Below are 20443 nucleotides of genomic sequence, written 5' to 3' on the forward strand. Positions count from 1 at the left end.
TACGGCTGGTCGGCTTCCCTGACGACTGTTCCTTCGGCATGACTCCATCCTCGTTTCCAAGGTCAGGAGCCTCCGGGATTTCCACGGCGATTCACATAACGTTCAGCACGTAACTATCGAGGTAGAGTTTGAAGACTGCACGAAACACGGCAGTCACGAGAGCCATTAAGCTACCTTCTTTCTTCATCACCGTCACCAACCAAGAGCCCTGTCGATTACAGGCCAGCATTGCGAGGCGGGTACCTGCCGAGGCCGCCACCGATGTCGGCCATCGGAAGGCATAAGCGGTTTGGCTGCTCTGTGCGGCCAGCCATCAGGGTCCAACGATATCTATCTTTGACTCGCGAGATCGTTCAGCTTGAACCGTTTTCGATATGTCGGTTCCCCGTGCGGATATAACGGTAGATCGTCATAGGTGTAACTCCGCAGCATGTTGCGATCTCAGCCATAGTGAACTCGCGCGTGTCGTACATCTGCTGGGCCTTATTGATCAGGGCTGGGGTCATTACGCGTTTGCGTCCGCCGAGGCGCCCGCGAGCGCGGGTAGCGGCAAGGCCGGACTGGGTCCGTTCCCGTCTCAGTGCGGCTTCATACTCGGCCATCAGCGTGAACATGCCGACTACCAAACCGCCGTGGGCGCCGGTGGTGTCAACAAGCCCATCGGACAGCGACTGAATCCCTACCTTTCGGGTGTGCAGCTCGGTCACGACGTCTATGAGATCGCTCAGGTTCCGCCCGAGGCGGTCAATGTGCGAGATGACTAATGTGTCACCTGCACATAATCCTGCCCGGCAGGCGTCCCATTGGGGCCGGTGGGCCCGGGTCCCGCTGGCATAGTCGGTGTAAATCTTCAGACAGCCAGCGTGGGCAAGCGCATCAAGCTGCAGCTCGGGGTGTTGATCCAATGTTGACACCCGCGCGTACCCAATCTTGGCCACTTACGAACACTATCGAATTCCGTTCTGCTGCTAGTCCGGAAGCGTTTCAGGCGCGGTTTTCGATGACCCTTGCCCTGACGGGGAATCGCAACGGCGGCGACGGATTTGCGCAGGACACACCACTTTTTGAAATAGCGCAAGGTTCGAGCGCTCTCCCTATGGCCGCCAGCCCTCCAACCGCCAGCGGAGACGGGAGACGATGCAAAACGGATGAGTGCTGCAGTGAGACCTTTCATCGGCTGGACAGCTCTTGCGAGCTGCGACTGTTAGGGAGAATTTGGTGTGGTCGTAGGTGCCTCGGCTGGTGCCTACCCGACTACTGGCACCACCAAATAGAAATCACTGTTGGTGGCCCAGCGTTGAAGCCGCCCCGGCCGATTAACGAGTGCGGGCGTCTTCAAGCCCTCGATTGACGTGTTCTTCGACCGCCGGTCCATGATCGGCGGCAGGCGGTTCGCAGCTGCAGTTGAGCTGGGTGAAGGAGGGATCCGCACCAGCAGGTGCTGCAAGCCCGATGGCGGCGCCGATTGCAACGGCCCCATAGACCAATATTTTGGTGATCATTCCGACCTCTTCTCGGGAGGGCTATCTCATGTGAGAGCCAAATTGACAGATGCTTGCGCCCCGGACAAGCACGACTGCCCAGCCCAGGCCGTATTCATAGAAACCACCGCGTTAAGCCCAGTTTCTATGAATCAGTGGAACTTTCGGCCATATCTACATCGTGCCAACCGACGAGTCGCCTGATTGAAAGCGCGGTGAATTGACACGCCGGTTTTCGCCTCGACCACGCACAGCACCACCATGACCAACTTCCAGGCACGTAGCGCGCGCTGCGCACCCGGCCGCCAACTCTGCCGCGGACGGGTGCATCATCAAATTTGGGATCACACAGCCAAGCGCAACCACCGTGGAAACCGCCTTCAAGACCATTTGTCGGACTTCGGATTCTGATCATCGGGGTCGTCGTCGGGACCCGGCACTAGCGACGATCTGGCTGGCAAATGGCATCAAGGCTGCAACATTCATTGCACCCGGCAGAGCTGCTGCTACATTTGGGGCACTGTGCGCAGCGACATAACCAGACAGCCACTTGTGCGATGGGCTATAGCCGTCGTCGCAGCTGTGTGGCTGTTGGGTGGCAGCGCCGAGCATGTATGGCACGTCGCCGGCCCTCTCGATACGGCGCATGCATCGATCAGTTCGGCCATGGGTCCACTCGCGGTGGACGCGGACCATACGAATTGTGATAACGGGTCTTCGCTCTCGTGTCCCGAAGCGGGGACACTGGTGGACCTTCCCCGCGCAGCACCCGATTTTCTCGTAGTCGCTGTGTTCGCGGCGGCGCTAGCCTTCGGTTTGTGGTTTGCGTCTACCCAGCTAAAGCGTGGTCCGCCCCGCGGGCCCGCCGCTCTTGTGACCGGTCAAGACATCTTGAAACGGCTCTGTCTCGCACGTCGCTGATACCTCGGCGTCCGGCGTTCGTCGGCGCTGAGTCCTTTCCAGAACTACGCGCTCAATTCTGACTCGGCTTGATCATTCGCCAACCGAAACTGCGTCGATCCATCTGACGGACGGGTTCACCGCGTCACCGGATCCGGTCATTGCCCGTCCTCTATCAACAAGCCAGATCATTGAAGCGACCCCCTGAGTTGTGTCGCTTCCGCAAACTAACGTCATGCAGGAGTAAGCAAATGCCTTGTTGCAGTATCAAACCCGTCTCGGCGGCTGTGGCCGCCGAGACCCATCAGGATCGACCTCAAAGTCCACCGACACCTGCGTCAACAGCGTCGACCGTCGGGATGATCGGCGCCGCTTCGACTTGCCGAGCGGGTGCATCGGAGTCGGCCGGATTGTCGGCGGGGCTGAGCGCCTGTGGTCGTGATTCAGAACGAATCAGGGATTGCATATATTGCGATGACCGCATATGTTACGAACATGCGGCCACAGGAATGGAGCAGCGATGAGCGCCGGCCATAACCACGCGCACGGGCATTCGTCGCCGGACTCTGACCGCCGCTGGCTCGCCGGCGCGCTGGCGGTGATCGTGGCCTTCATGCTCGCTGAGGTGTCGGTCGGTATCGTCGCGAAATCGTTGGCGTTGCTGTCCGACGCGGCCCACATGCTCACTGATGCGGCCTCGATTGCGTTGGCACTGTGGGCGATTCGTCTGGCTGCTCGCCCGGCAGCGGGGCGGATGACATACGGTTGGCGCCGCGTCGAGATCCTGTCGGCGCAGGCCAATGGTGTGACCCTGTTGGTACTGGCCGGGTGGTTGGGCTTTGAGGCTGTCAACCGGCTGATTCATCCTCCACAAGTGGCTGGCACGTTGGTGTTGGTCACCGCACTGGTCGGCGTCGTCGTCAACGTCGCCGCGACGTGGATGATTAGTCGCGCCAACCGAACGAGTCTTAATGTCGAAGGCGCGTTCCAGCACATATTGAACGACTTGTTTGCTTTCATCGCCACCGCGGTCGCCGGGCTGGTCATCGTTCTGACCGGTTTCTTGCGCGCGGACGCGATCGCCACGCTGATCGTGGTGGCGCTGATGCTGAGGGCCGGAGTCGGGTTGGTCAAGGCGGCGAGTCTGATCTTCTTGGAGGCCGCCCCCAGCGGCATGGAGCCTGCCGTTATTGGTGAGGCGATGGCCGCACACGATGCGGTCGTGGAGGTCCACGACTTGCACGTCTGGGAAATCACGTCCGGCCAACCGGCGCTGTCAGCACACATCATCGTCGCCGAAACGCGCGACTGCCATTCCACCAGAATTGAATTGGCCGAACTGCTAGACCACGAGCACGGTATTTCCCATGCCACACTGCAGATGGACCACGAGGGGTCTCAAAGCGCCAGCCCGGAGGGACATTCCGCGGATGTGCACTGTGAAGAGCCACACGGCCCGATACACCGCTCGACTTCGGTGTAGCACTCGAGGCGGAATCTAGTGACGGCCAATCGCATCGGGTGTCGTCGCTCAACGGGTTGATCTCAGCGCATGGTATCGCAGGATCGGCCGGTCAGATGGCCAGCATGAGACCACTAATCACACTGTAGTTCAAGGGATTACATCCTTCGGCTTGTTCAGATTGATAGCACCGAAGGTGTAACTGCCAAATCATTCAGCAATGGGGAGGTTTGCTATCCAATGGCGAACGACGGAATTAATCAGGTTATCGACGCGGCGCCGCAGTGCCGGCACTGCGATGCACCCGGCTTAGCGCGATCTCGATTCTCGGTGAGCATCTATGAGTGTGCCGGCTGTGGGGAGTCGGTCAGCCTGGACTGGGCTCCAGTGGATTTGCGGGTAGGCATCGACCCGGAAACGGGCACGGAAATGGACACGGACACGGACACGGACACGGACACGCGAGAGTCCACTGTGAAAGCCAAGTTTCGTGTGATTTTCGGACGCGAGGCGCGACTGTCGTGGGTATTGGCGATGTTGGGTGGATTGATCGGGGCGACGGCGTTTACTCACTCTGCGGGTTACTTTGTCACGTTCATGACCGGCAACAGCGATCGCGCCGTGTTGGGGTTCTTCCGCAACGAGCCACGGCTTTCAATTGGTGCCGCGCTAATTTTGGCGTCCTTCATCGGTGGTGTGGTGATCGCTTCGCTATGCCGACGCCACCTGTGGCTGGAGCATCCGCACGGACCGACCGTCCTCACGGCCCTGGTCCTCGCTGTGGCTGCCGGTGTCGATTTCGCGGTCGACGGATGGTCAACCAATCAGGTTTCCTTTGTCCCAGTGTTGTTCCTAGCGTTTGCAGTTGGTGCGTTGAACACCTCGTTCGTCAAGGACGGAGAGGTCTCGGTCCCGCTGAGCTACGTCAGCGGGACGCTCGTCAAAATGGGACAGGGAATCGAGCGTCACGTCAGTGGTGGTGACGCCACGCAGTGGCTCAGTTACTTCCTGCTCTGGTTCAGCTTCGTTGCCGGCGGCGCTATCGGCGGCGGTATTAGCCTGCTACTCAGCGGATGCCAGATGCTCGTCGTTGCGGCAATCACCTGCACAGTCATTAGTGGCTACACGCATTTTCACGGCGATCGCCGTGCACTTCTACGCGAATGAGTCGGCCTGGCCAGGGGCGCCCCGACGAGCGGGCCCAGCCGAAATCGCGAAGGGGGACAGTCTCGTACTTCGTTGCAACTGCCGCTGTTGCGGCCGTTGCATTATTGGTGGTGGCGTGGGCGGTCCCATCCAACCAGACGGTGGCCGCCACCCTGGCCTACCTCGTCGCGATCGTGGCCGTATTGGCTATCAGCGCGACGTTTCAACGCGTCAACCGACATTCACTCGACCCCAGGCCGCAGACATGGCTGGATCACTCGCTGATCTTCATCTTTATCGCCGCCAGCTACACACCGTTCGCTTGGCTGGCTCTCCCGCATCCAACAGAACATCTGGTGGTGGCCATCGGCTGGGGTGCGGCGCTGAGTGGAATCGCGCTCACGTTGCTCTTTCCGACCGCCCCGCGCTGGATGGGAGCGCCGCTATGCCTGATGGTGGGGTCGGCGTCGATCTGTTTCACGGGCACGGTCCTGCAATACAGCGGCACGATCCTGCAAAGCGCCGGCGCAGTAGCGGTAGTCATGTTGCTGGTCGGGGGCGCCTTCTACAGCATCGGCGGTGTTCTCTATGCGCTGCTGTGGCTTGACCCTGGCCCCAGGGCATTCCTAAATCAGAAGATCTGTCACGCCTTCATCGCTCTCGCGGCGATGTGCCACTACGTGGCCATGTGTCTTGCCGTGTTCTAAGCCAACCAGCCGAGATGAGTGAACGAATTTCCGAGCCATGCTGGTCGGCGATGCTCAACAGGCGTGAAAACTGTTTGAGTCCAACATCGTTTGTGATCTTGGAGTGGACAAACTGCCGCCAACAGTTCTTGAGCGTTGTTCGCCCTGCCCTCTGCCCGAGGCGACTGCCCCGATCGTCGTGGCAAGTCGCTGGCGGCACGGTTGCGCGCGCCCGCGAGAAAGCTCGTGTTGTGTAGCGAGGTTCGGGCGCCTGCTGCTACGCCAGTGGCCTTTCACGCGTGCTGCACTTGATTTCCTCCGTTTCGCTTCGCGGCGTACATCGCGGCGTCGGCGATCGAAATGAGTTGGTCGACGAGATCGCTGGTGTCGGAGTCACGCCATCGGTGTAGTTCGGCGGCGGCGGTGCCGATACTGGCTGTCATTCGGTAGGACATCGCCGCAACCGCATCGCACAGTCGGCGCTCGTGATTGTTCGACCGACGTTGCTTGCGCTTTCAACCACGGACGCCAACGACGGAGTCCGAACCAAATCACTTCATACACCGAGGAGTTGGGGACGAATCGGCGCGTGTCCGTGCAGCCCCTTGACCGCGTTCTCCCTCGCGCGGTGCAAGTTAGGCTACGAGGCATGAGCAGAAAATCCGCCGTTGTCACCACCCTGGCGTTGGCTTTGATCGCAGCCATCGCCGCGTGCAGTTCGCCGCAGCGCGCGAGCACCGGTTCTCCGGCCTCATCGTCGTTGACGTCGAGCGCGGCGCCGAGCGGCCAAGCCCTCTCTGCTCAGCTCAAAGCGCCTGACGGTCGGCAAATCGCCACGGCCACCTTCGACGTCACCAACGGCTATGTGACCGTCACCGTCAAGACGGATGCCCCCGGCATCCTCGCGCCCGGTTTGCACGGCATGCACGTGCACGAAATCGGCAAGTGCGAGCCGGACTCAGTGGCCCCGAGCGGCGGTCCGCCCGGCAACTTCCTATCGGCAGGCGGTCACTATCAGGCTCCTGGGCATACCGGTCAGCCCGCAAGTGGTGACCTGACCTCGCTGGAGGTACGCCAGGACGGATCGGCTTACCTGGTGACCACCACGGATGCCTTCACGAGGGACGATCTGCTCCGCGGTGCTAGGACCGCCTTGATGATCCACGGCGTCGATGGCGGCGGAATGCCTGGCATGCCTGGAATGGCTGCCGGATCGACGGACCTCGTTGCTTGCGGTGTGATTGGCCCGGTCAGCTGATGTGCCTGTGTCCTAGCATGGTTCGTCAGTTCCGGATGTCGAGCCTCGGCGCTTTCCGCGGGCGCGCGATCGCGCCCGCATTCGCCCGATTGGGAACGCCATTCACCCGATGCCCAGCGAAACTCCCTTCTCATATCAATATCCGTTAGTATGTGAGGATGGCTGAGTCGCCGTTGGATACTTGCGATCTCCTGTGCTTGGACCTGCCGCATGCAGAGTCGATTCGAGAGTCGCTGCCATCCTTGGGCCGAATTGAGGTATTCGCCGCTCGTGCCCGGGCATTGAGTGACCCGACGCGGTTCACGATTGCTGTTGCGCTGCTGACGGGTGACGAACTGTGCGTCTGCGACATGGCCTGGGTGGTGAGTCAGTCGCAGAACCTCGTATCGCATCATTTGCGTCAGCTGAAAGTTGCCAAGTTGGTATCGGCGCGCCGCTCCGGCCGACTGGTCATGTATCGCCTCACCGAGCAGGGGCGGGAGCTCACCACTGCCGTCATGGCCCTCTCGGTGTCACCCGCGCAGGAGCGCGACGATGTCTGATGCGTGCTGCGGAAACAGCGAGGCTGCCGAACCCCACGCGGGGCCGGAAAAACTCTGGCAGGTCCGAGAATTGCAGTGGGCAACCCTGGCTGCCGTTCTGCTGTCGGCCGCCTGGCTGGCGGAGGTGTTCGGGCGCAGTTCGGTAACTCCGGTGTTGGAATGCGCTTCGGCGGCGGCCGGTGCGGCGTCTTTCGCGCCGGCCGCGTTGCGCGGGTTGGGGCGCGGGCGTATCGGCGTGGGTACGTTAATGACGATCGCCGCGGTTGGGGCCGTCGCGTTGAGTCAATTTGCCGAGGCGGCGATGCTGGGTGTCTTGTTCTCGGTTGCTGAGGGACTTGAACACTACGCGGTCACACGGACCCGCCGCGGCCTTCGCGCTCTGCTGGCGCTGGTGCCACCGACAGCCACTGTGGTGCGCGACGGCCGCGAAATCGTAGTGTCCCCAGAGGATCTCGCGGTCGGCGAGACGATGGTGCTACGTCCCGGTGAACGGGCAGCCACCGACGGCATCATCACGACCGGGCTTACCAGCCTGGACGTTTCAGCGATTACGGGAGAGTCGGTGCCGATTGAAGCCGGCCCGGGTGCTCAGCTACATGCTGGCGCCATTAACGGTAGCGGTGCCATCGAGGTCGAAGTGACCGCGGCCGCCAATGACAGCTCTCTGGCGCGGATCGTCCACGTCGTCGAGGAGGCTCAAGAACGCAAAGGCGTCGGCCAACGGCTCGCTGATCGGGTCGCCCGACCTCTGGTGCCGGCGATCCTGATTCTGGCAGTTGCCGTCGCTGTGCTGGGCGCACTGTTTGGTGACCCGCTGGTGTGGTTGCAGCGCGCTCTGGTCGTGTTGGTGGCCGCGTCGCCGTGCGCCTTGGCGATCGCCGTGCCGCTGACGGTGGTGGCCGCAATCGGCGCCGCCAGCCGCCAAGGTGCACTGGTGAAAGGTGGAGCTGCGGTCGAAGCGCTGGGGCGAATACGGACCGTCGCTTTGGACAAGACGGGAACCCTAACCCGCAACAGGCCCGAAGTCGTCACCACTATCACCGTCGGCGACATCACCGATACCGAAGCTCTGCTGGTAGCCGCGGCGTTGGAAGCCCGCAGTGAACATCCACTCGCACAAGCGATTCTGACCGCCACCGCCTCCGACATCCCGGCCGCCACCGAAGTCACCGCCGTGCCTGGGCGCGGACTAACGGGCCAACTCGACGGGGCGACGCTGCGGCTGGGCAAGCCGGGTTGGATCGACCCAGCGCCAGTGCAAAGCGACGTTGACCGGCTACAGCAGGCGGGAGCAACGGTCGTGCTGCTTGAACGCGACGGCGTCCTGATGGCCGCGATCGCGGTCCGTGACGAACTGCGGCCAGAAGCCGCTGACGTCGTGGCCGCGTTGCACCGCAACGGGTTCGAGGTCGCCATGCTCACGGGTGATAATCCGCGCACCGCCCATGCCTTGGCGATAGAGGCAGGTATCACGACCGTCCATGCCGATCTACTGCCAGAGGACAAAGCGCGGCTGCTGCCCGAATTGGCGCGCGGCAAGCCGATCGCCATGGTCGGCGACGGCATTAACGACGCGCCAGCGCTGGCTACCGCCGACATCGGAATTGCCATGGGCGCTATGGGTACCGATGTCGCAATCGAAACCGCAGACGTCGCGCTCATGGGGGCGGATTTGCGCCACCTTCCTCAAACCTTGTCTCACGCCCGCCGAGCTCGCCGCATCATGCTGCAAAACATCGTGCTATCGCTGGCGATCATTACCGTCCTGATCCCGATTGCCGCATTGGGCCTGCTTGGATTGGCGGCAGTGGTGCTCATTCACGAAGCCGCGGAGGTACTCGTCATCCTCAACGCAATCCGCGCCGCCAAAACACAGCCACTGCCAGGCGTCGCCTCGGTGCCGAAACTGACGTCAACACCACATATCGACATCGGTGCGCCGCCACCGGTAAGCGATCCGTGCTGCGGGACACCTACCCATGCATCGTCGATTGGCATCCAGACGCTCACGCTCACACCAACCGGGCAGGCATCATGCTGCAGCGACGAGTGCGCATGTTGTATTCCGACGACACCCGAAAAGATATGAACGTGTCTGCAAGCGTGGTCGGGGCACGATCAATACTTGCGTCGAGAGACAGGCGCACGCACGTAGGGTCCGCGGCCGCAACCTAATTGCAGATATCTCGATTCGGGATCTCAGGTTGTTGCATGCACCCGCCTAGCGCGCTCGCCACGGCACCGACTTGGGTGATCTTTCACCAAAAATAGCCGACTGTACGAAGTTTCACCTGCTGATGAGACGCCGAACAGTGTGCGGCGGGGACCATGTTGTTCTGGAGTTGATAAGCGGGCGAGCTCAATCGATTCCAGTCGGCATAAGTACGACCGGTCTCGGGCTGCCTGCGCCGGCAACGCCCTATACAGCCTCGGAGGTGTTCTTTACCCACTACTCTGGCTTGCCGCCGGCCGCGCGGGCGGTCATCTTTCACAATATCTGCCACATCATCGGCGCTCTCGCCGCGATGTGCCATTACGTCGGCATGTGCGTTCCCGTGTTCTAACCAAGTGAACGCAAGATATGGAACGAAGCTCGAGCCTTACCACCCCGCTCGGCGAGGACCCCGAATCACAGTGCCGTTTCGCTTGATTCGGGAAGATCGGGTCGTCCGCGTGACCGTCGATAGACGATAACAGCGATCGCGATCAGCGCAATACAAGCGGCGCAGGCGATGAGCCAGGCGGCGAGCCCGGCACCGCTATTGTTGTTAGCGGCAATGTTTGGCGCACTTGCAGGTGTTGGTGTGGCAGCGCTTTGGGTGCTCGACCGCGTTTCGGCTGGGGCAGGTGTGGCGGCCTTGGTCAATTCGAAGCTGTACTCGTAAGCAATTGGGTGCCCATCAGCAGATACGACTCGAAACGCCACCGTGTAGCTGGCTGCCTGGTCCAGCGGCTTGACACCGATAGTCACGTCTCGGCCCTCGACTCGCAAGTTGTCCCGTTGGTAGGAAACATTATTCGGGCCTGTGACGGTGACCACGGCGAAGGTCTGCTCGATCGCATCGCTAAAGGTGAGTGTGATGTGGTCGGGTGGACTATCAAGCTTGGCACCACTGGCAGGTGAGCTGCTCACCAAAGCGGTATGGGCGTTTGCTGGTGCGGCGGCGAGTACAACGGCGGAAGCCAGCATGAGGGCCGACGCTAAATACCCTGCGGCTCTGATGAATCCGAAAGGCGATTGAAGCACCCTCGAAGTCTTGGGGATAGATTGAACCATAGCGAATGATGACACAGAATTTTTGCCTGCGGTTATAGATGAATACTAGCCCACGCTACAAACTCTAGATGTGAACAATTGGCCCTCGTCGGACCTGGTTCCCGCGCGGGTTAATACACGGCGGCCGGAGCGCCGTTTTTGGTGATCGTGATCTGATCATGAGTCTCGCGGACCGCGTCGACGTACTCGTTGATCTTGGCCTTGACGTCGGTGATCGATATGATTCGCATAACCTTCATCGTACCTGAATTAAGGTCTCTAGAGGATCTGAATTCAGTGCCGATAAGCTATCTTATGTCAACTAAACTACTCCGTATTCGTTATCCGGCTGTGCCGCAACGTATTACAGATGTGGAGGGTTGCCGATAACTAGTGGACGCTTTTGCAGCGCACTGGTGCTTCCAATCGATACGGGTTCCCCCAGTACACCCAGATACCTCCCGTTACCTCCCCGTGGCATCGGATGCTTCGGCGCCGTGTCGCCATGGACCCTGCACTAGCGCCGCTCCCCCACCGGGGGACTGACACCGCGGCTACCTCAGTGCCCTTAGCACCAGCTCAACGTCGTCGATGGTGTTGTAGAGGTGAAATGAGAACCGAGTACGGCCGGCCCGGGCACTGACGATGGCTCCGGCTTCGAGCAGTCGGCGCGCGGCTTGGTCGGGTATTTCGAGTGAGATGATCGCCGAATCGCGTGAAGGAAGGCCTAAGCCGGCCAGTGTGGCATCCGCGAGCCCCACGCAGTGTTCGCGCACGCCGGTTAGATCGAGCCCGGCAAGCCACGGCAGCGAGATGGCCGCACCGCGTTGCGAGAACCACACTGGCGATAAATCGAGTCGACGGGCGTCACCCGCCAGGCGTAGCGGCAGGCCATAGAGGCCAGACCAGATATCTTCTGCGCCAAACCAGTTCGCAACTTGCGGAACAACATCGGCGAGCGCGTCACGGCGCACCGCCATCCATGCTGCGCCCCGCGGCGCCAAGAGCCACTTATAGGCCGCGCCGACGACAAACTCCGCCCAGTGCAGCTGCAGCGGTTGCCAACCAGCGGCCTGGCTAACGTCGAGTAGCACCCGCGTCCCTGCGGCCTGAGCCGCGGTGCGCAGGTCATCGAGATCCAGCGCGACACCGTCGATGGATTGCACCGCACTGACGGCCACCAAATCGTGCCGGCGCAGCTCGGACAACAGTTGGGTGGGTTCTGTCTCCGTCACGCTGATACCCCGATGTCGCTGTGCGGCAAAAGGAAAGGTGACGCTGGTGAACTCGTTGCGCACCGTGACTACCTTGGTGCCGTCAGGCACGCTGGCGGCGACGAGCCCGATCAGCTGGGACACGCTGGCCCCGGTGGCCACGTCGGATGGGGCGACTCCAACCAGTCGCGCCCACGCATCGCGTGCGATGGCCACGTCGGCGTCGAAATCGGCCAGTTGCAAAGTCCCGGCCCGCCACTGTGCGATCGTGTCGACCAGGGTGGCGGCTACGCGGGCAAATGGCAGGCCGACGGCCGCCGTATTCAGGTAACCCGCGGAGACATCGAACTGCTCGCCAAATATCTCACGCACACCCCGAAACACTATCCATGCGAGTATCACTAGCTGCTTCACCACGTCGGCAACCGTGCCCGCGGTCAAGCGGACAGCAGCCGTTGGCGCAGTAGAGGTAGTCCGGGCCCGTCGAGGTTGTCCAGCAGTGTGGTGCGGCCGCTGACGGCCATCATCAAGGCTGACACGGGACCGCGGATTTCGGCTCCCTTACCCCAGGATCGATCGATGTCGGTGCCGTGCAACGAGATACCCCACAGTCGGCCCAGGGGCACGAAGCCAAGCGGCCATGGCCCGGTCAGGAAATCCAGCGCAAGTCCCACCTGTTCAGGATCGGGATCAAACGGGAGGCTCAGGGGAATCCTGATGTCGCCGCCATGGATCAAGATATCGGCGAAGGGTGCCACCGGCCCGAACACCGGCGGACTCAAGCGGCAATCGGCGCGCCGACGCAGGATGGTAACGATGTCGGCAGCCGGCAGCCGCGCACGACGGCATGCGAGGTCAGCGATCGCGCGATCCAGGCTGCCGCGGCGCAAAGCCATCCTCACGGCCGCCGAGAAACCGTCGGCGACCGAGGAAGCGAGATGGGCCGCCACGGTCTTGACGTCCCAGCCGGCACACAGGCTGGGCGTCGCCAACTGGGTATCGTCCAAGCCTTCGACCAGTAGCGCGATCAGTCGCCGCTCGTTCGCGACAGCGGCGAAGACACACTCGCGGTCCACTCGCACGAGAAAGACTCTATCGCTGAGATGCGCGCGCGGTGATCGCAGCGGCCATGGAGCGATCGCAACCGGGGCACCCCTAATTCCTTTGACTCGATGACATTGATGCGAGACCACGCGTCGACCCCAAGGCTGCACCCACCAAGACCGAACCAGGATTGGTTGTTGTCAAACCAGCAGGGATGTCGACGGAAAATTGATCCATCCGCGTGGGATCGGGTTAATTGACTGGCCGCCGATCCCCTGCTTACCGTGACCTCGGTGGTGCATCGTCGCGTTGACCGGAGGGGTTCCTTGTTGGGCTTGGCTGACGGTGGGTTCAAGAGCGCGGACGCACGACGGCACTATTTGGCAGAGTATGAGGAGTTGCGGGCATTGAGTCCGCGGCCGGATGTCGTGCACGATGTTCCAACGAAGTTCGGCACCGTTCGCGTGTATCAGCACGGGCCGGACCGCGGTGTGCCCCTCGTACTCATACACGGCTTTTTCCTGACCTCGGCAATGTGGTGGGAGCAAGTCGCGGGTTTGACAGGCGATTTCACCGTATATGCGATGGATGTGTTGGGTCAGCCGGGAGCAAGCATTCAGTCGAAAACGATGTTGAAACCCCGCAGATTGTGCGCGCAACATTGACGCGGTTCTGCAGGGGCTCGGGCTACGCGATGTGCATCTGGTGGGGCATTCGTATGGGGGTTGGCTAGCCACACATACAGCGGCGCGGGCGCCCCGTCGGTTGGCGACGGTCACACTGGTTGATCCGGCCAACACGGTGGCTCGACTCTCTGCAAGGTTCTGGCGAAATCTTGCGCTGCTGTTGGCGCGCCCGCATTCCGTACGAGCTCGACGCGCCGCCACGTGGGTGACGGGTCACCCCGCACCAGGCAGTTCCGTCGATATGCTTGCCGGCCTGTTTGTGGCCGGATTCGCTGCCTTCGCGCCGCCCTTGCGCACGCCGTTACTGCTTTTCCCTCGTGATCGTCTGCTGCGTTCAGTGCATCTTCCGGTCCAAGTTCTTCTGGCGGGCAACACTGTTCACGATTCAGCGAAGGGGCTTCAGCGGATGCAGTCGGTGGTGCCCGCATGGCGATATCGCCTATGGCCTGACGCCTCACACGCGTTGCCGGCCGAGGCTCCTGACGAGGTGAATGCTTGTATCCGTCAGTTCGCGATTGAACACCGTTACCGTGCTTAGCCGGTGCGGCCTCTGGCGGCGCCCACCTTGCGGTGTCCTTATATCCGATCCCAGCTTCTCGATCCGGCGGAGACCTGCTCACCTACATCCGTGCGGGCTCCAAGTCCGCATTAGCTCCGGACTGCGCGTATGAACAAAAATACGGGTTGGGTTCGCAGTACAGCGACGACTTGCCTATCGGCATCGCCCACCGGATCAGTTACTCGCGGCTCGGCCACAGCATCGATCACAAACCCCGCCTTCCGCAGTTCGCCGAAGACTGACGACAGCGGCCGCCGATACATCTGAGCCTGGACCGCATGCCCACCCAAATCCCATGTCTCAGAAACTATTTCAATGCGATGATAGTCGCTCATATCGGAGAGCAACCAGCCCGTGATCGGATGGTGAATCGAGAAGACAAACGTGCCACCCGGCACCAGGATCCGCCCCACTTCGGCAAGCAGTGGCGTCCAATGTTCGACGTAATGCAGAACCAATGACGCCACGATGAGATCCTTGCTCGCGGTGGTTGCCACGCGCAGTGGTTGCTCCAGGTCGGCGACTTCGACGCGTGCACGACCGCCGAGTCGCTTCCTGGCCACTGAGACAAGTCGCGGCTCGCGATCCACGGCGACGACGTCGGCTGCGCGTAGCGCGAGTTGATCAGTCAGCGCCCCGGCTGCACAGCCCAGCTCAAGCACACGTTTGCCGCGCAGGTCGCCGCACAGCTCAAGGATGGTCGGCCGATCGTAGCCAGCGTTGACGACGCCATTCTCGGTATGCATCGCATACGCCTGAGTGTGTTGAGCGTAAATGGACTCAGAGACCATCTGAGGCATCGTACCTCCCTTGGTTAGTTCCGACGCCGAATTGCTGCGGCCTTGGACCCCCGTTGCCGCCGCGGCGAAACGCCCTCAACTAGGGTCAGGTTTCAGATGCCTTCGCGGAGTTGTCTTCCAGCAAGAACAGCCAGACATTGTGATCGAAGAATTCGATACATCTTGATATCACCGATATCCAGAGAAGTATTCCGTATTCGTAATTATGTTGTACCCCAACATAATTCGGCAATATGTTCTCAGCCGAAAATTTGCCAGCGCAGTATTATGTGCTCGCACAACGCTTGTCATGCCGCTACGCCAGGTCTGCGTGTGACACTGCCCCGCCGCGGAGGACTTGCGTTGTCTCACAGAGTGAGTCGCTTGGACGCGGTCGCGATTTCCCGGCGAGTCGCCGCTCCACCAAGCCGTGCAGGCATGTAGCTCGTCAGCGGGCCGTAGCCAATCGAGGCCTAGGGATGGTCATGCATTTCTAGCCCAAACGGTAAGCCACGCTGGCGCAGCCAGTTGTGATGCTGCTTGCCGAGCGGAGTTATCGGTTCGGCGACGCCGTCCATGTCGTCCATGATTGCGCGGACGTGCAGGGTGGCTTTCAGCCTGGCAAAGAGTGGGTTCATGATCAGGTTGTGGCGCGAGAAGAAGACCAAGTCGTCGGGGACCGACATGCGACGAACAGGATGGTTAGGCGAGCGCAGATCGACCATGCCACGGATCCCGCGCGCTAGGGAATCGGGGGTAAATGTTACTGGCTGGGGCGCGAGGAATTCATATCCGATTTCCGCCATCAACTGATATGTCTCATCGGCGGTCAATGTGGAATCGGCCTCGAACAAGCCGGCCTTGATCATCAAGGCGTGCATATCGTGCTTGCGTCCGTCAATTGCCGCCCGAACCATCTCAACGAAGGGCCGTCGTCTGCGCTCGGAAACTACGGTGACGCAGCCGAAGTCGAGGAATCCGACCTGGCCGTCCGTACCGAAGCGATAGTTCCCAGGATGGGGATCGCCGTGTAACAGATTTGCGTGCCGATAGGAACCGCCAACGAACCGCCAAATGGCTTCAGCCCACCTGTTTTTGAGTTCTTGGTCAGCTTGTTGCGCCGCGGCCCAGTCGAGTCCGTCGAGATAGGTCATGGTCAGTACCCGATTACCGGATGCCTTGTCGATGACCTCGGGGATGCGGATGAAGGGGTGCCCGCGGTAGAGCTGACTGAAAGCGTTGATGTTGGCCGCCTCTTGGCGGTAGTCGGTTTCCTCGAAGATCCGCGCCGCGATCTCGTGCGCCGCCTCCCGAGGATTGGCCGGCAGCGCGACACCCGACACTGAAGCCGCGAGTTGAAAAAACGCCGCGAGCAGTTCGGTGTTGGCCAGATCCTGGCGGATCGCTTGAGCCGCGCCCGGGTATTGAATTTTGACCGCGACGTGTCTGCCGTCGTGCAGAACCGCGTGGTGGACTTGCCCTATTGATGCGGCCGCCATCGGTTGGTCGGCGAATTCGGCGAAAACCTCGTCTGTGTGGCGACCCAGATCGTCACACAGGACCTCTTTGGCCAGGGTTGGATCCATAGGTGGCGCGTCGGCCTGCAGTCGCGTCAATGCTTTCTGATACGGCGAAAAGCCGCCGCTGCCGATGGCACTGCTGTCGAGCATCGATAGCAGCTGGCCGGCTTTCATCAGCACACCCTTGGAATGGCCGAGGAGCTCGGTATAGCGTTCCGCGGCGCGTTCGTGAAAGTTCGCCATCGCGTCGGCATCGCCGGTCTTCGCGCGAAGTGTGGCAACGACCGCGCCACCTGCGGTCCGCGCGGTCAATCCTGCCACTGGCAGGGCGCGGCGGAGCCTGCCCTGAGGTAGCGGATCCTGCGTGCCCATGACTGAAGTCCTAGCGGCAATGCGATTCAGCAACTACAGTATCAAGTTATCTGAGGTAAGTGCGTACTTATGGAGCACAAGTGAGTGAAGTGCCTACACGGGATCGGTTGGTCTCCGAAGGGATGCGCCTGTTCAGCGAGCAGGGCTACCAAGAAACCAGCGTCGCCCAAATTGAAGCCGCCGCTGGCCTGGCACCGGGATCAGGTGCGCTGTACAACCACTTCAAATCCAAGGAAGCCCTTCTCGAAGCGGGCATCGACCGCCAGCTCGACCGCCGCAACGCCCTGCGTGACATCCGCGCCCTGTTCGCCGGGCTCGGCGACTTGCGAAGTGAACTGACGATGCTGGGGCGATACATGCTCGCCGTGCTCGACGAGGAAACACAACTGCTACAAATCGCCTCCCGCGTTCCGTCGAATCGCTCTAAAGCCCGACTCACCGATGCCTACGCCGCGCTGTTCGACGGGCTCTACGCCGAACTGTCCAACTGGGTGCAGAGCTGGGTCCCGGCAGTCGACAAGCAGGGTGCGGCAACCGTCGCCGCGGTCGCGGTCAACGCACTGCTCGGTAAACGCGCGACGCGCACCCTATTCGGCGCTACCGCAACAGATCTGCCCGACGAGCAATACGTCGCCGAATGGACAGCCCTGCTGGAGCGTCGGATCGAATCACTGCGCTAGGAGCCCATCATGGTCACGACGTCAGAGACGCTCACCGGTTACCTGCGCGACCGTTTGACACCCCCTCTTACAATGGTTGGCGGCTTCTTTCGCATGTGCGTGCTGACCGGAAAAGCGCTGTTCCGTCGGCCATTTCAATGGCGCGAATTCGTCCAGCAATGCTGGTTCATCATGCGGGTGGCGTTTCTGCCGACCATCATGGTCGCGATTCCGCTGACCGTCCTTCTCATTTTCACCCTCAACGTTCTGTTGGCCCAGTTCGGTGCCGCCGACCTATCCGGTGCAGGCGCAGCAATCGGTGCGGTCACCCAACTCGGGCCTCAGGTCACGGTGCTGGTAGTAGCCGGGGCCGGGGCCACAGCAATCTGCGCAGACCTCGGTGCTCGCACCATCCGCGAAGAAATCGACGCGATGGAAGTGCTCGGCATCGACCCCATCCACCGGCTCGTTGTGCCCCGGGTCATCGCCGCAACCCTGGTCTCAACACTGCTCAACGGACTAGTCATCACCGTCGGCCTAATCGGCGGCTACCTCTTCGGCGTCTACCTGCAAAACGTGTCGCGCGGCGCCTATCTCGCCACCCTGACCACCATCACCGGCCTGCCAGAAGTGGTCATCGCGATGATCAAAGCAGCATCATTTGGTCTCATCGCCGGCTTGGTCGGCTGTTACCGCGGACTCACCGTCCGCGGTGGCTCCAAAGGCCTTGGCACCGCCGTCAACGAAACCGTCGTGCTATGCGTGGTCGCCCTTTTCGCTGTCAACGTCGTGCTCACCAGCATCGGCGTACGTTTCGGCACCGGACACTGAGCGGGTAGCCGGCAATCGGTCTACAACTACCTCAGCGGCTCCGCTGCGCGCCTGGCCAAAGTCACCTAGGCGGCCAGCACGAAACGTAGTAATCATCGAACCGCCCCGTGCGGCCAAAGAATCGGCTTACGCTGTAGGGCTCTCGGCTCCACCTAAGATTCTGACTTGCGTTGCTACACAACATCACTTGGCGCCACACGACGCGACGGGGACGAGCGCGGATTAAGTGCGACCGAGATGCCCACTTCCCGTGTGGCCTGCGTCATTAGTGGGAATGCCATCCATCCGCATCCATGAATCAGTCTGCGAGGTTGGTCTTGCCCGCGGCAGTCCCCCAGTCCGATGCTCCTAACGCGGCGTCGGAATATGCTCGACCGCTATGGGTCTCAACCTCGACATGAATGTGTCATTTCGACACAGCCATCGCTTCGGCGAACTCGTCGAAGCGATTTATTACGCCACTTCGGTCTCGACGCCCGAAACCCATTGGGTGGAGTGGAAAAGCACCCTGGACTTCTCCAAGGCGAAGGACAAGGTGAGCGCGGCCAAAGCGATCATCGCTTTCGCCAATCGCGACCCGGCGAACGCGGCCCGCGAGTGCGAGGGCGAAGGGTACCTCGTCGTGGGCGTTGCGCCTGACGGCGTGCTCGGCGGCGTCGCGGTGCACGACGCGGCCGATCTCGCCGGGATGCTGCGAACCTACGTCGACGGACCACACTGGGACGTCGACTACGTCGAATTCCACGGGCAAGACGTCCTGATCATCACGGTCGCACCGCCGCATCCCGGCCACCGGATCCACTCCCTGGTCAAGGACTACGAAAGCTACAGGTCCGGAACCGTTTTCCGCCGCGGCATCTCCGGCTCCGAGCCAGCAACCCATCGGGAACTCAACGAGCTGCAGAACCGGCTCCTGCAGGACCCTCCGGTCTCTGACAGCGACGCGTTCGACGAGGCGATCGGTAGCGGCAACTACCGGTTGGCTGGCCGCCTGATGCGCAGCGCCGCCCGCGGTGTGATCAACGTATGCAGCGACCCTGAACAGTTTCCACCCGGCTTCGCCAGTCGAGTGCCGACGGAGCAGATCACCCGATATGTCGAGATCGCTGATGGCTACCGCGAGGCCGCGTCGCCTTTGCTTCCTCTCGTCATCGAGGGCTGTCGGGTCGAAAGCACTTCGCTTGAAGTCGAGTATCGACAGGTCATCACCGCACTCGCCGAGCCGAGACCGCTTGTCCAAGAGAGTGGTTCGCTCATCACAAGTGTCCGAAACCAACAACTGGAGGCGTTGGCACTGCTGCCAGCGACGCTCACGATGTACGCTGGCACGATCGCGGCAGTTGAACACGAGAACTACGGCGCCATCCGCGCTCTGACCGTCGATGCCACCGTCGATTGGTCCCTTTTTACGAACCGCAAGGTGGCGGTCCTCGATAAGGCTGGCCCCTGGGAGATTGTCGGCCACGAGCGGCATCTCGGACTTGCCCTGCGTGCCGCCCAGACAGGTGTACTCACCGAACAGCTGCTGGACGCCCTCGCAGCGGGTCGACTTCCGCGCCGACCGGTCTACGCAGTCTCGGCCTTCTTGTTCGATGCGCTGCGGACGTACTTTCCCGACCACACCGATTCCCAGTACCTCAGGCTGTTCGATGCCGCCGAGATCTTTTTCTGCCTTATAGTCACCGATCTGGCGGCTCAACGTAACCCAGGCCTCCTCGACCAGCCCTGGCTGGGGCTGTTCGTCACGCACGCGGCCGAGAGTCACCCCTTCGATGAGACTCAGGTCGCGCACATGTTGGCGGATGCACGAAGCGCGGGCGATCAGTGGCCACCCGTAGAAGCCGGTCTGTTCGGGGGATCAAAGAAACGGCTACAGGAAGCCGTAGACACCGTGTGGACGGCCACCGTGGCGGAGCTGCGCCACGGACCTTTCTGACACCCCGTCGCGACGATGCCTTGATAGACAGGCGCATTTCAGCGAACTGTTTGAACGTTGCCAGGCCCAGCTGACCGCGGCCTAGCCTAAGAACTTCAAAGCCCTTGCGTTC

General features: G+C 61.4%; 19 protein-coding genes. 11 read left to right on the plus strand and 8 right to left on the minus strand.

Annotation, left to right across the window (positions count from 1 at the left end; genetic code table 11):
* Nucleotides 1–353: 353 nt before the first annotated feature.
* Nucleotides 354–938 carry a recombinase family protein gene (locus SKC41_RS30080; protein WP_330981338.1) on the minus strand — a complete coding sequence of 195 codons (585 nt, stop codon included), beginning with the start codon at nt 936–938 and terminating at the stop codon, nt 354–356.
* A 1963-nt stretch (nt 939–2901) separates the two neighbouring features.
* Here SKC41_RS30080 and SKC41_RS30085 point away from each other — a divergent pair.
* The 3 genes from SKC41_RS30085 (at nt 2902) to trhA (ending at nt 5696) form a co-directional block, all read left to right on the plus strand.
* Nucleotides 2902–3864 carry a cation diffusion facilitator family transporter gene (locus tag SKC41_RS30085; RefSeq protein ID WP_330981339.1) on the plus strand — a complete coding sequence of 321 codons (963 nt, stop codon included), beginning with the start codon at nt 2902–2904 and terminating at the stop codon, nt 3862–3864.
* Nucleotides 3865–4272: 408 nt separating this feature from the next.
* Nucleotides 4273–5010, plus strand: a complete 738-nt coding sequence (locus SKC41_RS30090) for a YoaK family protein (protein ID WP_330981402.1) — start codon at nt 4273–4275, stop codon at nt 5008–5010.
* Complete coding sequence (trhA, locus tag SKC41_RS30095; protein ID WP_330981340.1) at nt 5007–5696, plus strand: PAQR family membrane homeostasis protein TrhA; 690 nt, start codon at nt 5007–5009, stop codon at nt 5694–5696. Before SKC41_RS30090 ends, trhA begins: the two co-directional genes overlap by 4 nt.
* 272 nt (nt 5697–5968) lie before the next feature.
* On the opposite strand, the gene SKC41_RS30100 is transcribed toward trhA, so the two are convergent.
* Nucleotides 5969–6118, minus strand: a complete 150-nt coding sequence (locus SKC41_RS30100; protein ID WP_330981341.1) for a GGDEF domain-containing protein — start codon at nt 6116–6118, stop codon at nt 5969–5971.
* Between the two features lie 206 nt (nt 6119–6324).
* On the opposite strand from SKC41_RS30100, the gene SKC41_RS30105 reads away from it, so the two are divergent.
* From SKC41_RS30105 to SKC41_RS30115, 3 genes are all read left to right on the plus strand, one after another.
* A complete protein-coding gene (locus SKC41_RS30105; protein ID WP_330981342.1) occupies nt 6325–6933 on the plus strand; it encodes a superoxide dismutase family protein in 609 nt (202 codons plus the stop codon).
* A 158-nt stretch (nt 6934–7091) separates the two neighbouring features.
* Entirely contained in the window at nt 7092–7475 is a 384-nt protein-coding gene (locus SKC41_RS30110; protein ID WP_330981343.1) for an ArsR/SmtB family transcription factor, read from the plus strand.
* Complete coding sequence (locus tag SKC41_RS30115) at nt 7468–9564, plus strand: heavy metal translocating P-type ATPase (protein ID WP_330981344.1); 2097 nt, start codon at nt 7468–7470, stop codon at nt 9562–9564. The genes SKC41_RS30110 and SKC41_RS30115 overlap by 8 nt, the downstream gene beginning before the upstream one ends.
* A 540-nt stretch (nt 9565–10104) precedes the next feature.
* Here the strand turns inward: SKC41_RS30115 and SKC41_RS30120 are convergent.
* The 4 genes from SKC41_RS30120 to SKC41_RS30135 all read right to left on the minus strand — a co-directional run bounded on the left by SKC41_RS30120 (nt 10105) and on the right by SKC41_RS30135 (nt 13021).
* Entirely contained in the window at nt 10105–10665 is a 561-nt protein-coding gene (locus SKC41_RS30120; RefSeq protein ID WP_330981345.1) for a copper resistance CopC family protein, read from the minus strand.
* Between the two features lie 197 nt (nt 10666–10862).
* Entirely contained in the window at nt 10863–10982 is a 120-nt protein-coding gene (locus tag SKC41_RS30125; protein WP_330981346.1) for a type II toxin-antitoxin system Phd/YefM family antitoxin, read from the minus strand.
* Nucleotides 10983–11285: 303 nt separating this feature from the next.
* Entirely contained in the window at nt 11286–12317 is a 1032-nt protein-coding gene (locus SKC41_RS30130; RefSeq protein ID WP_330981347.1) for an aminotransferase class V-fold PLP-dependent enzyme, read from the minus strand.
* Nucleotides 12318–12382: 65 nt separating this feature from the next.
* Nucleotides 12383–13021, minus strand: coding sequence for a maleylpyruvate isomerase family mycothiol-dependent enzyme (locus tag SKC41_RS30135; protein ID WP_330981403.1), 639 nt, complete (start codon nt 13019–13021; stop codon nt 12383–12385).
* 501 nt (nt 13022–13522) lie between these two features.
* On the opposite strand from SKC41_RS30135, the gene SKC41_RS30140 reads away from it, so the two are divergent.
* Both SKC41_RS30140 and SKC41_RS30145 read left to right on the plus strand, forming a co-directional pair.
* A complete protein-coding gene (locus SKC41_RS30140; protein ID WP_330981404.1) occupies nt 13523–13654 on the plus strand; it encodes a hypothetical protein in 132 nt (43 codons plus the stop codon).
* Nucleotides 13655–13694: 40 nt separating this feature from the next.
* Nucleotides 13695–14213 (plus strand): alpha/beta fold hydrolase, encoded by a 519-nt coding sequence (locus SKC41_RS30145; protein WP_330981405.1) that lies wholly within the window; start codon nt 13695–13697, stop codon nt 14211–14213.
* Nucleotides 14214–14323: 110 nt separating this feature from the next.
* Here the strand turns inward: SKC41_RS30145 and SKC41_RS30150 are convergent, their stop codons facing one another.
* Both SKC41_RS30150 and SKC41_RS30155 read right to left on the minus strand, forming a co-directional pair.
* On the minus strand, nt 14324–15034 hold the full coding sequence (locus SKC41_RS30150; RefSeq protein WP_330981348.1) for a class I SAM-dependent methyltransferase: 711 nt from the start codon (nt 15032–15034) through the stop codon (nt 14324–14326).
* A 452-nt stretch (nt 15035–15486) separates the two neighbouring features.
* Nucleotides 15487–16905, minus strand: coding sequence for an ABC1 kinase family protein (locus SKC41_RS30155; protein ID WP_330981349.1), 1419 nt, complete (start codon nt 16903–16905; stop codon nt 15487–15489).
* Nucleotides 16906–17027: 122 nt separating this feature from the next.
* On the opposite strand from SKC41_RS30155, the gene SKC41_RS30160 reads away from it, so the two are divergent.
* The 3 genes from SKC41_RS30160 to SKC41_RS30170 all read left to right on the plus strand — a co-directional run bounded on the left by SKC41_RS30160 (nt 17028) and on the right by SKC41_RS30170 (nt 20331).
* Nucleotides 17028–17585 carry a helix-turn-helix domain-containing protein gene (locus SKC41_RS30160; RefSeq protein ID WP_442931871.1) on the plus strand — a complete coding sequence of 186 codons (558 nt, stop codon included), beginning with the start codon at nt 17028–17030 and terminating at the stop codon, nt 17583–17585.
* A gap of 9 nt (nt 17586–17594) precedes the next feature.
* Nucleotides 17595–18395, plus strand: coding sequence for an MlaE family ABC transporter permease (locus tag SKC41_RS30165; RefSeq protein ID WP_330981351.1), 801 nt, complete (start codon nt 17595–17597; stop codon nt 18393–18395).
* A gap of 379 nt (nt 18396–18774) precedes the next feature.
* Nucleotides 18775–20331 (plus strand): AlbA family DNA-binding domain-containing protein, encoded by a 1557-nt coding sequence (locus tag SKC41_RS30170; protein ID WP_330981352.1) that lies wholly within the window; start codon nt 18775–18777, stop codon nt 20329–20331.
* Nucleotides 20332–20443 lie beyond the last annotated feature (112 nt).

It is taken from the genome of Mycobacterium sp. 050128, assembly GCF_036409155.1.
Classification (GTDB): Bacteria; Actinomycetota; Actinomycetes; order Mycobacteriales; family Mycobacteriaceae; genus Mycobacterium.

What these genes read in the sequence shown, in the direction of transcription:
- SKC41_RS30085 (WP_330981339.1), top strand. Translation starts at nt 2,902, where the DNA reads ATGAGCGCCGGCCATAACCACGCGCACGGGCATTCGTCGCCGGACTCT.
- SKC41_RS30090 (WP_330981402.1), top strand. Translation starts at nt 4,273, where the DNA reads ATGGACACGGACACGGACACGGACACGGACACGCGAGAGTCCACTGTG.
- trhA (WP_330981340.1), top strand. Translation starts at nt 5,007, where the DNA reads ATGAGTCGGCCTGGCCAGGGGCGCCCCGACGAGCGGGCCCAGCCGAAA.
- SKC41_RS30100 (WP_330981341.1), bottom strand. Translation starts at nt 6,118, where the DNA reads ATGACAGCCAGTATCGGCACCGCCGCCGCCGAACTACACCGATGGCGT.
- SKC41_RS30105 (WP_330981342.1), top strand. Translation starts at nt 6,325, where the DNA reads ATGAGCAGAAAATCCGCCGTTGTCACCACCCTGGCGTTGGCTTTGATC.
- SKC41_RS30110 (WP_330981343.1), top strand. Translation starts at nt 7,092, where the DNA reads ATGGCTGAGTCGCCGTTGGATACTTGCGATCTCCTGTGCTTGGACCTG.
- SKC41_RS30115 (WP_330981344.1), top strand. Translation starts at nt 7,468, where the DNA reads ATGTCTGATGCGTGCTGCGGAAACAGCGAGGCTGCCGAACCCCACGCG.
- SKC41_RS30120 (WP_330981345.1), bottom strand. Translation starts at nt 10,665, where the DNA reads ATGCTGGCTTCCGCCGTTGTACTCGCCGCCGCACCAGCAAACGCCCAT.
- SKC41_RS30125 (WP_330981346.1), bottom strand. Translation starts at nt 10,982, where the DNA reads ATGCGAATCATATCGATCACCGACGTCAAGGCCAAGATCAACGAGTAC.
- SKC41_RS30140 (WP_330981404.1), top strand. Translation starts at nt 13,523, where the DNA reads ATGTGGTGGGAGCAAGTCGCGGGTTTGACAGGCGATTTCACCGTATAT.
- SKC41_RS30150 (WP_330981348.1), bottom strand. Translation starts at nt 15,034, where the DNA reads ATGCCTCAGATGGTCTCTGAGTCCATTTACGCTCAACACACTCAGGCG.
- SKC41_RS30155 (WP_330981349.1), bottom strand. Translation starts at nt 16,905, where the DNA reads ATGGGCACGCAGGATCCGCTACCTCAGGGCAGGCTCCGCCGCGCCCTG.
- SKC41_RS30160 (WP_442931871.1), top strand. Translation starts at nt 17,028, where the DNA reads ATGCGCCTGTTCAGCGAGCAGGGCTACCAAGAAACCAGCGTCGCCCAA.
- SKC41_RS30165 (WP_330981351.1), top strand. Translation starts at nt 17,595, where the DNA reads ATGGTCACGACGTCAGAGACGCTCACCGGTTACCTGCGCGACCGTTTG.
- SKC41_RS30170 (WP_330981352.1), top strand. Translation starts at nt 18,775, where the DNA reads ATGGGTCTCAACCTCGACATGAATGTGTCATTTCGACACAGCCATCGC.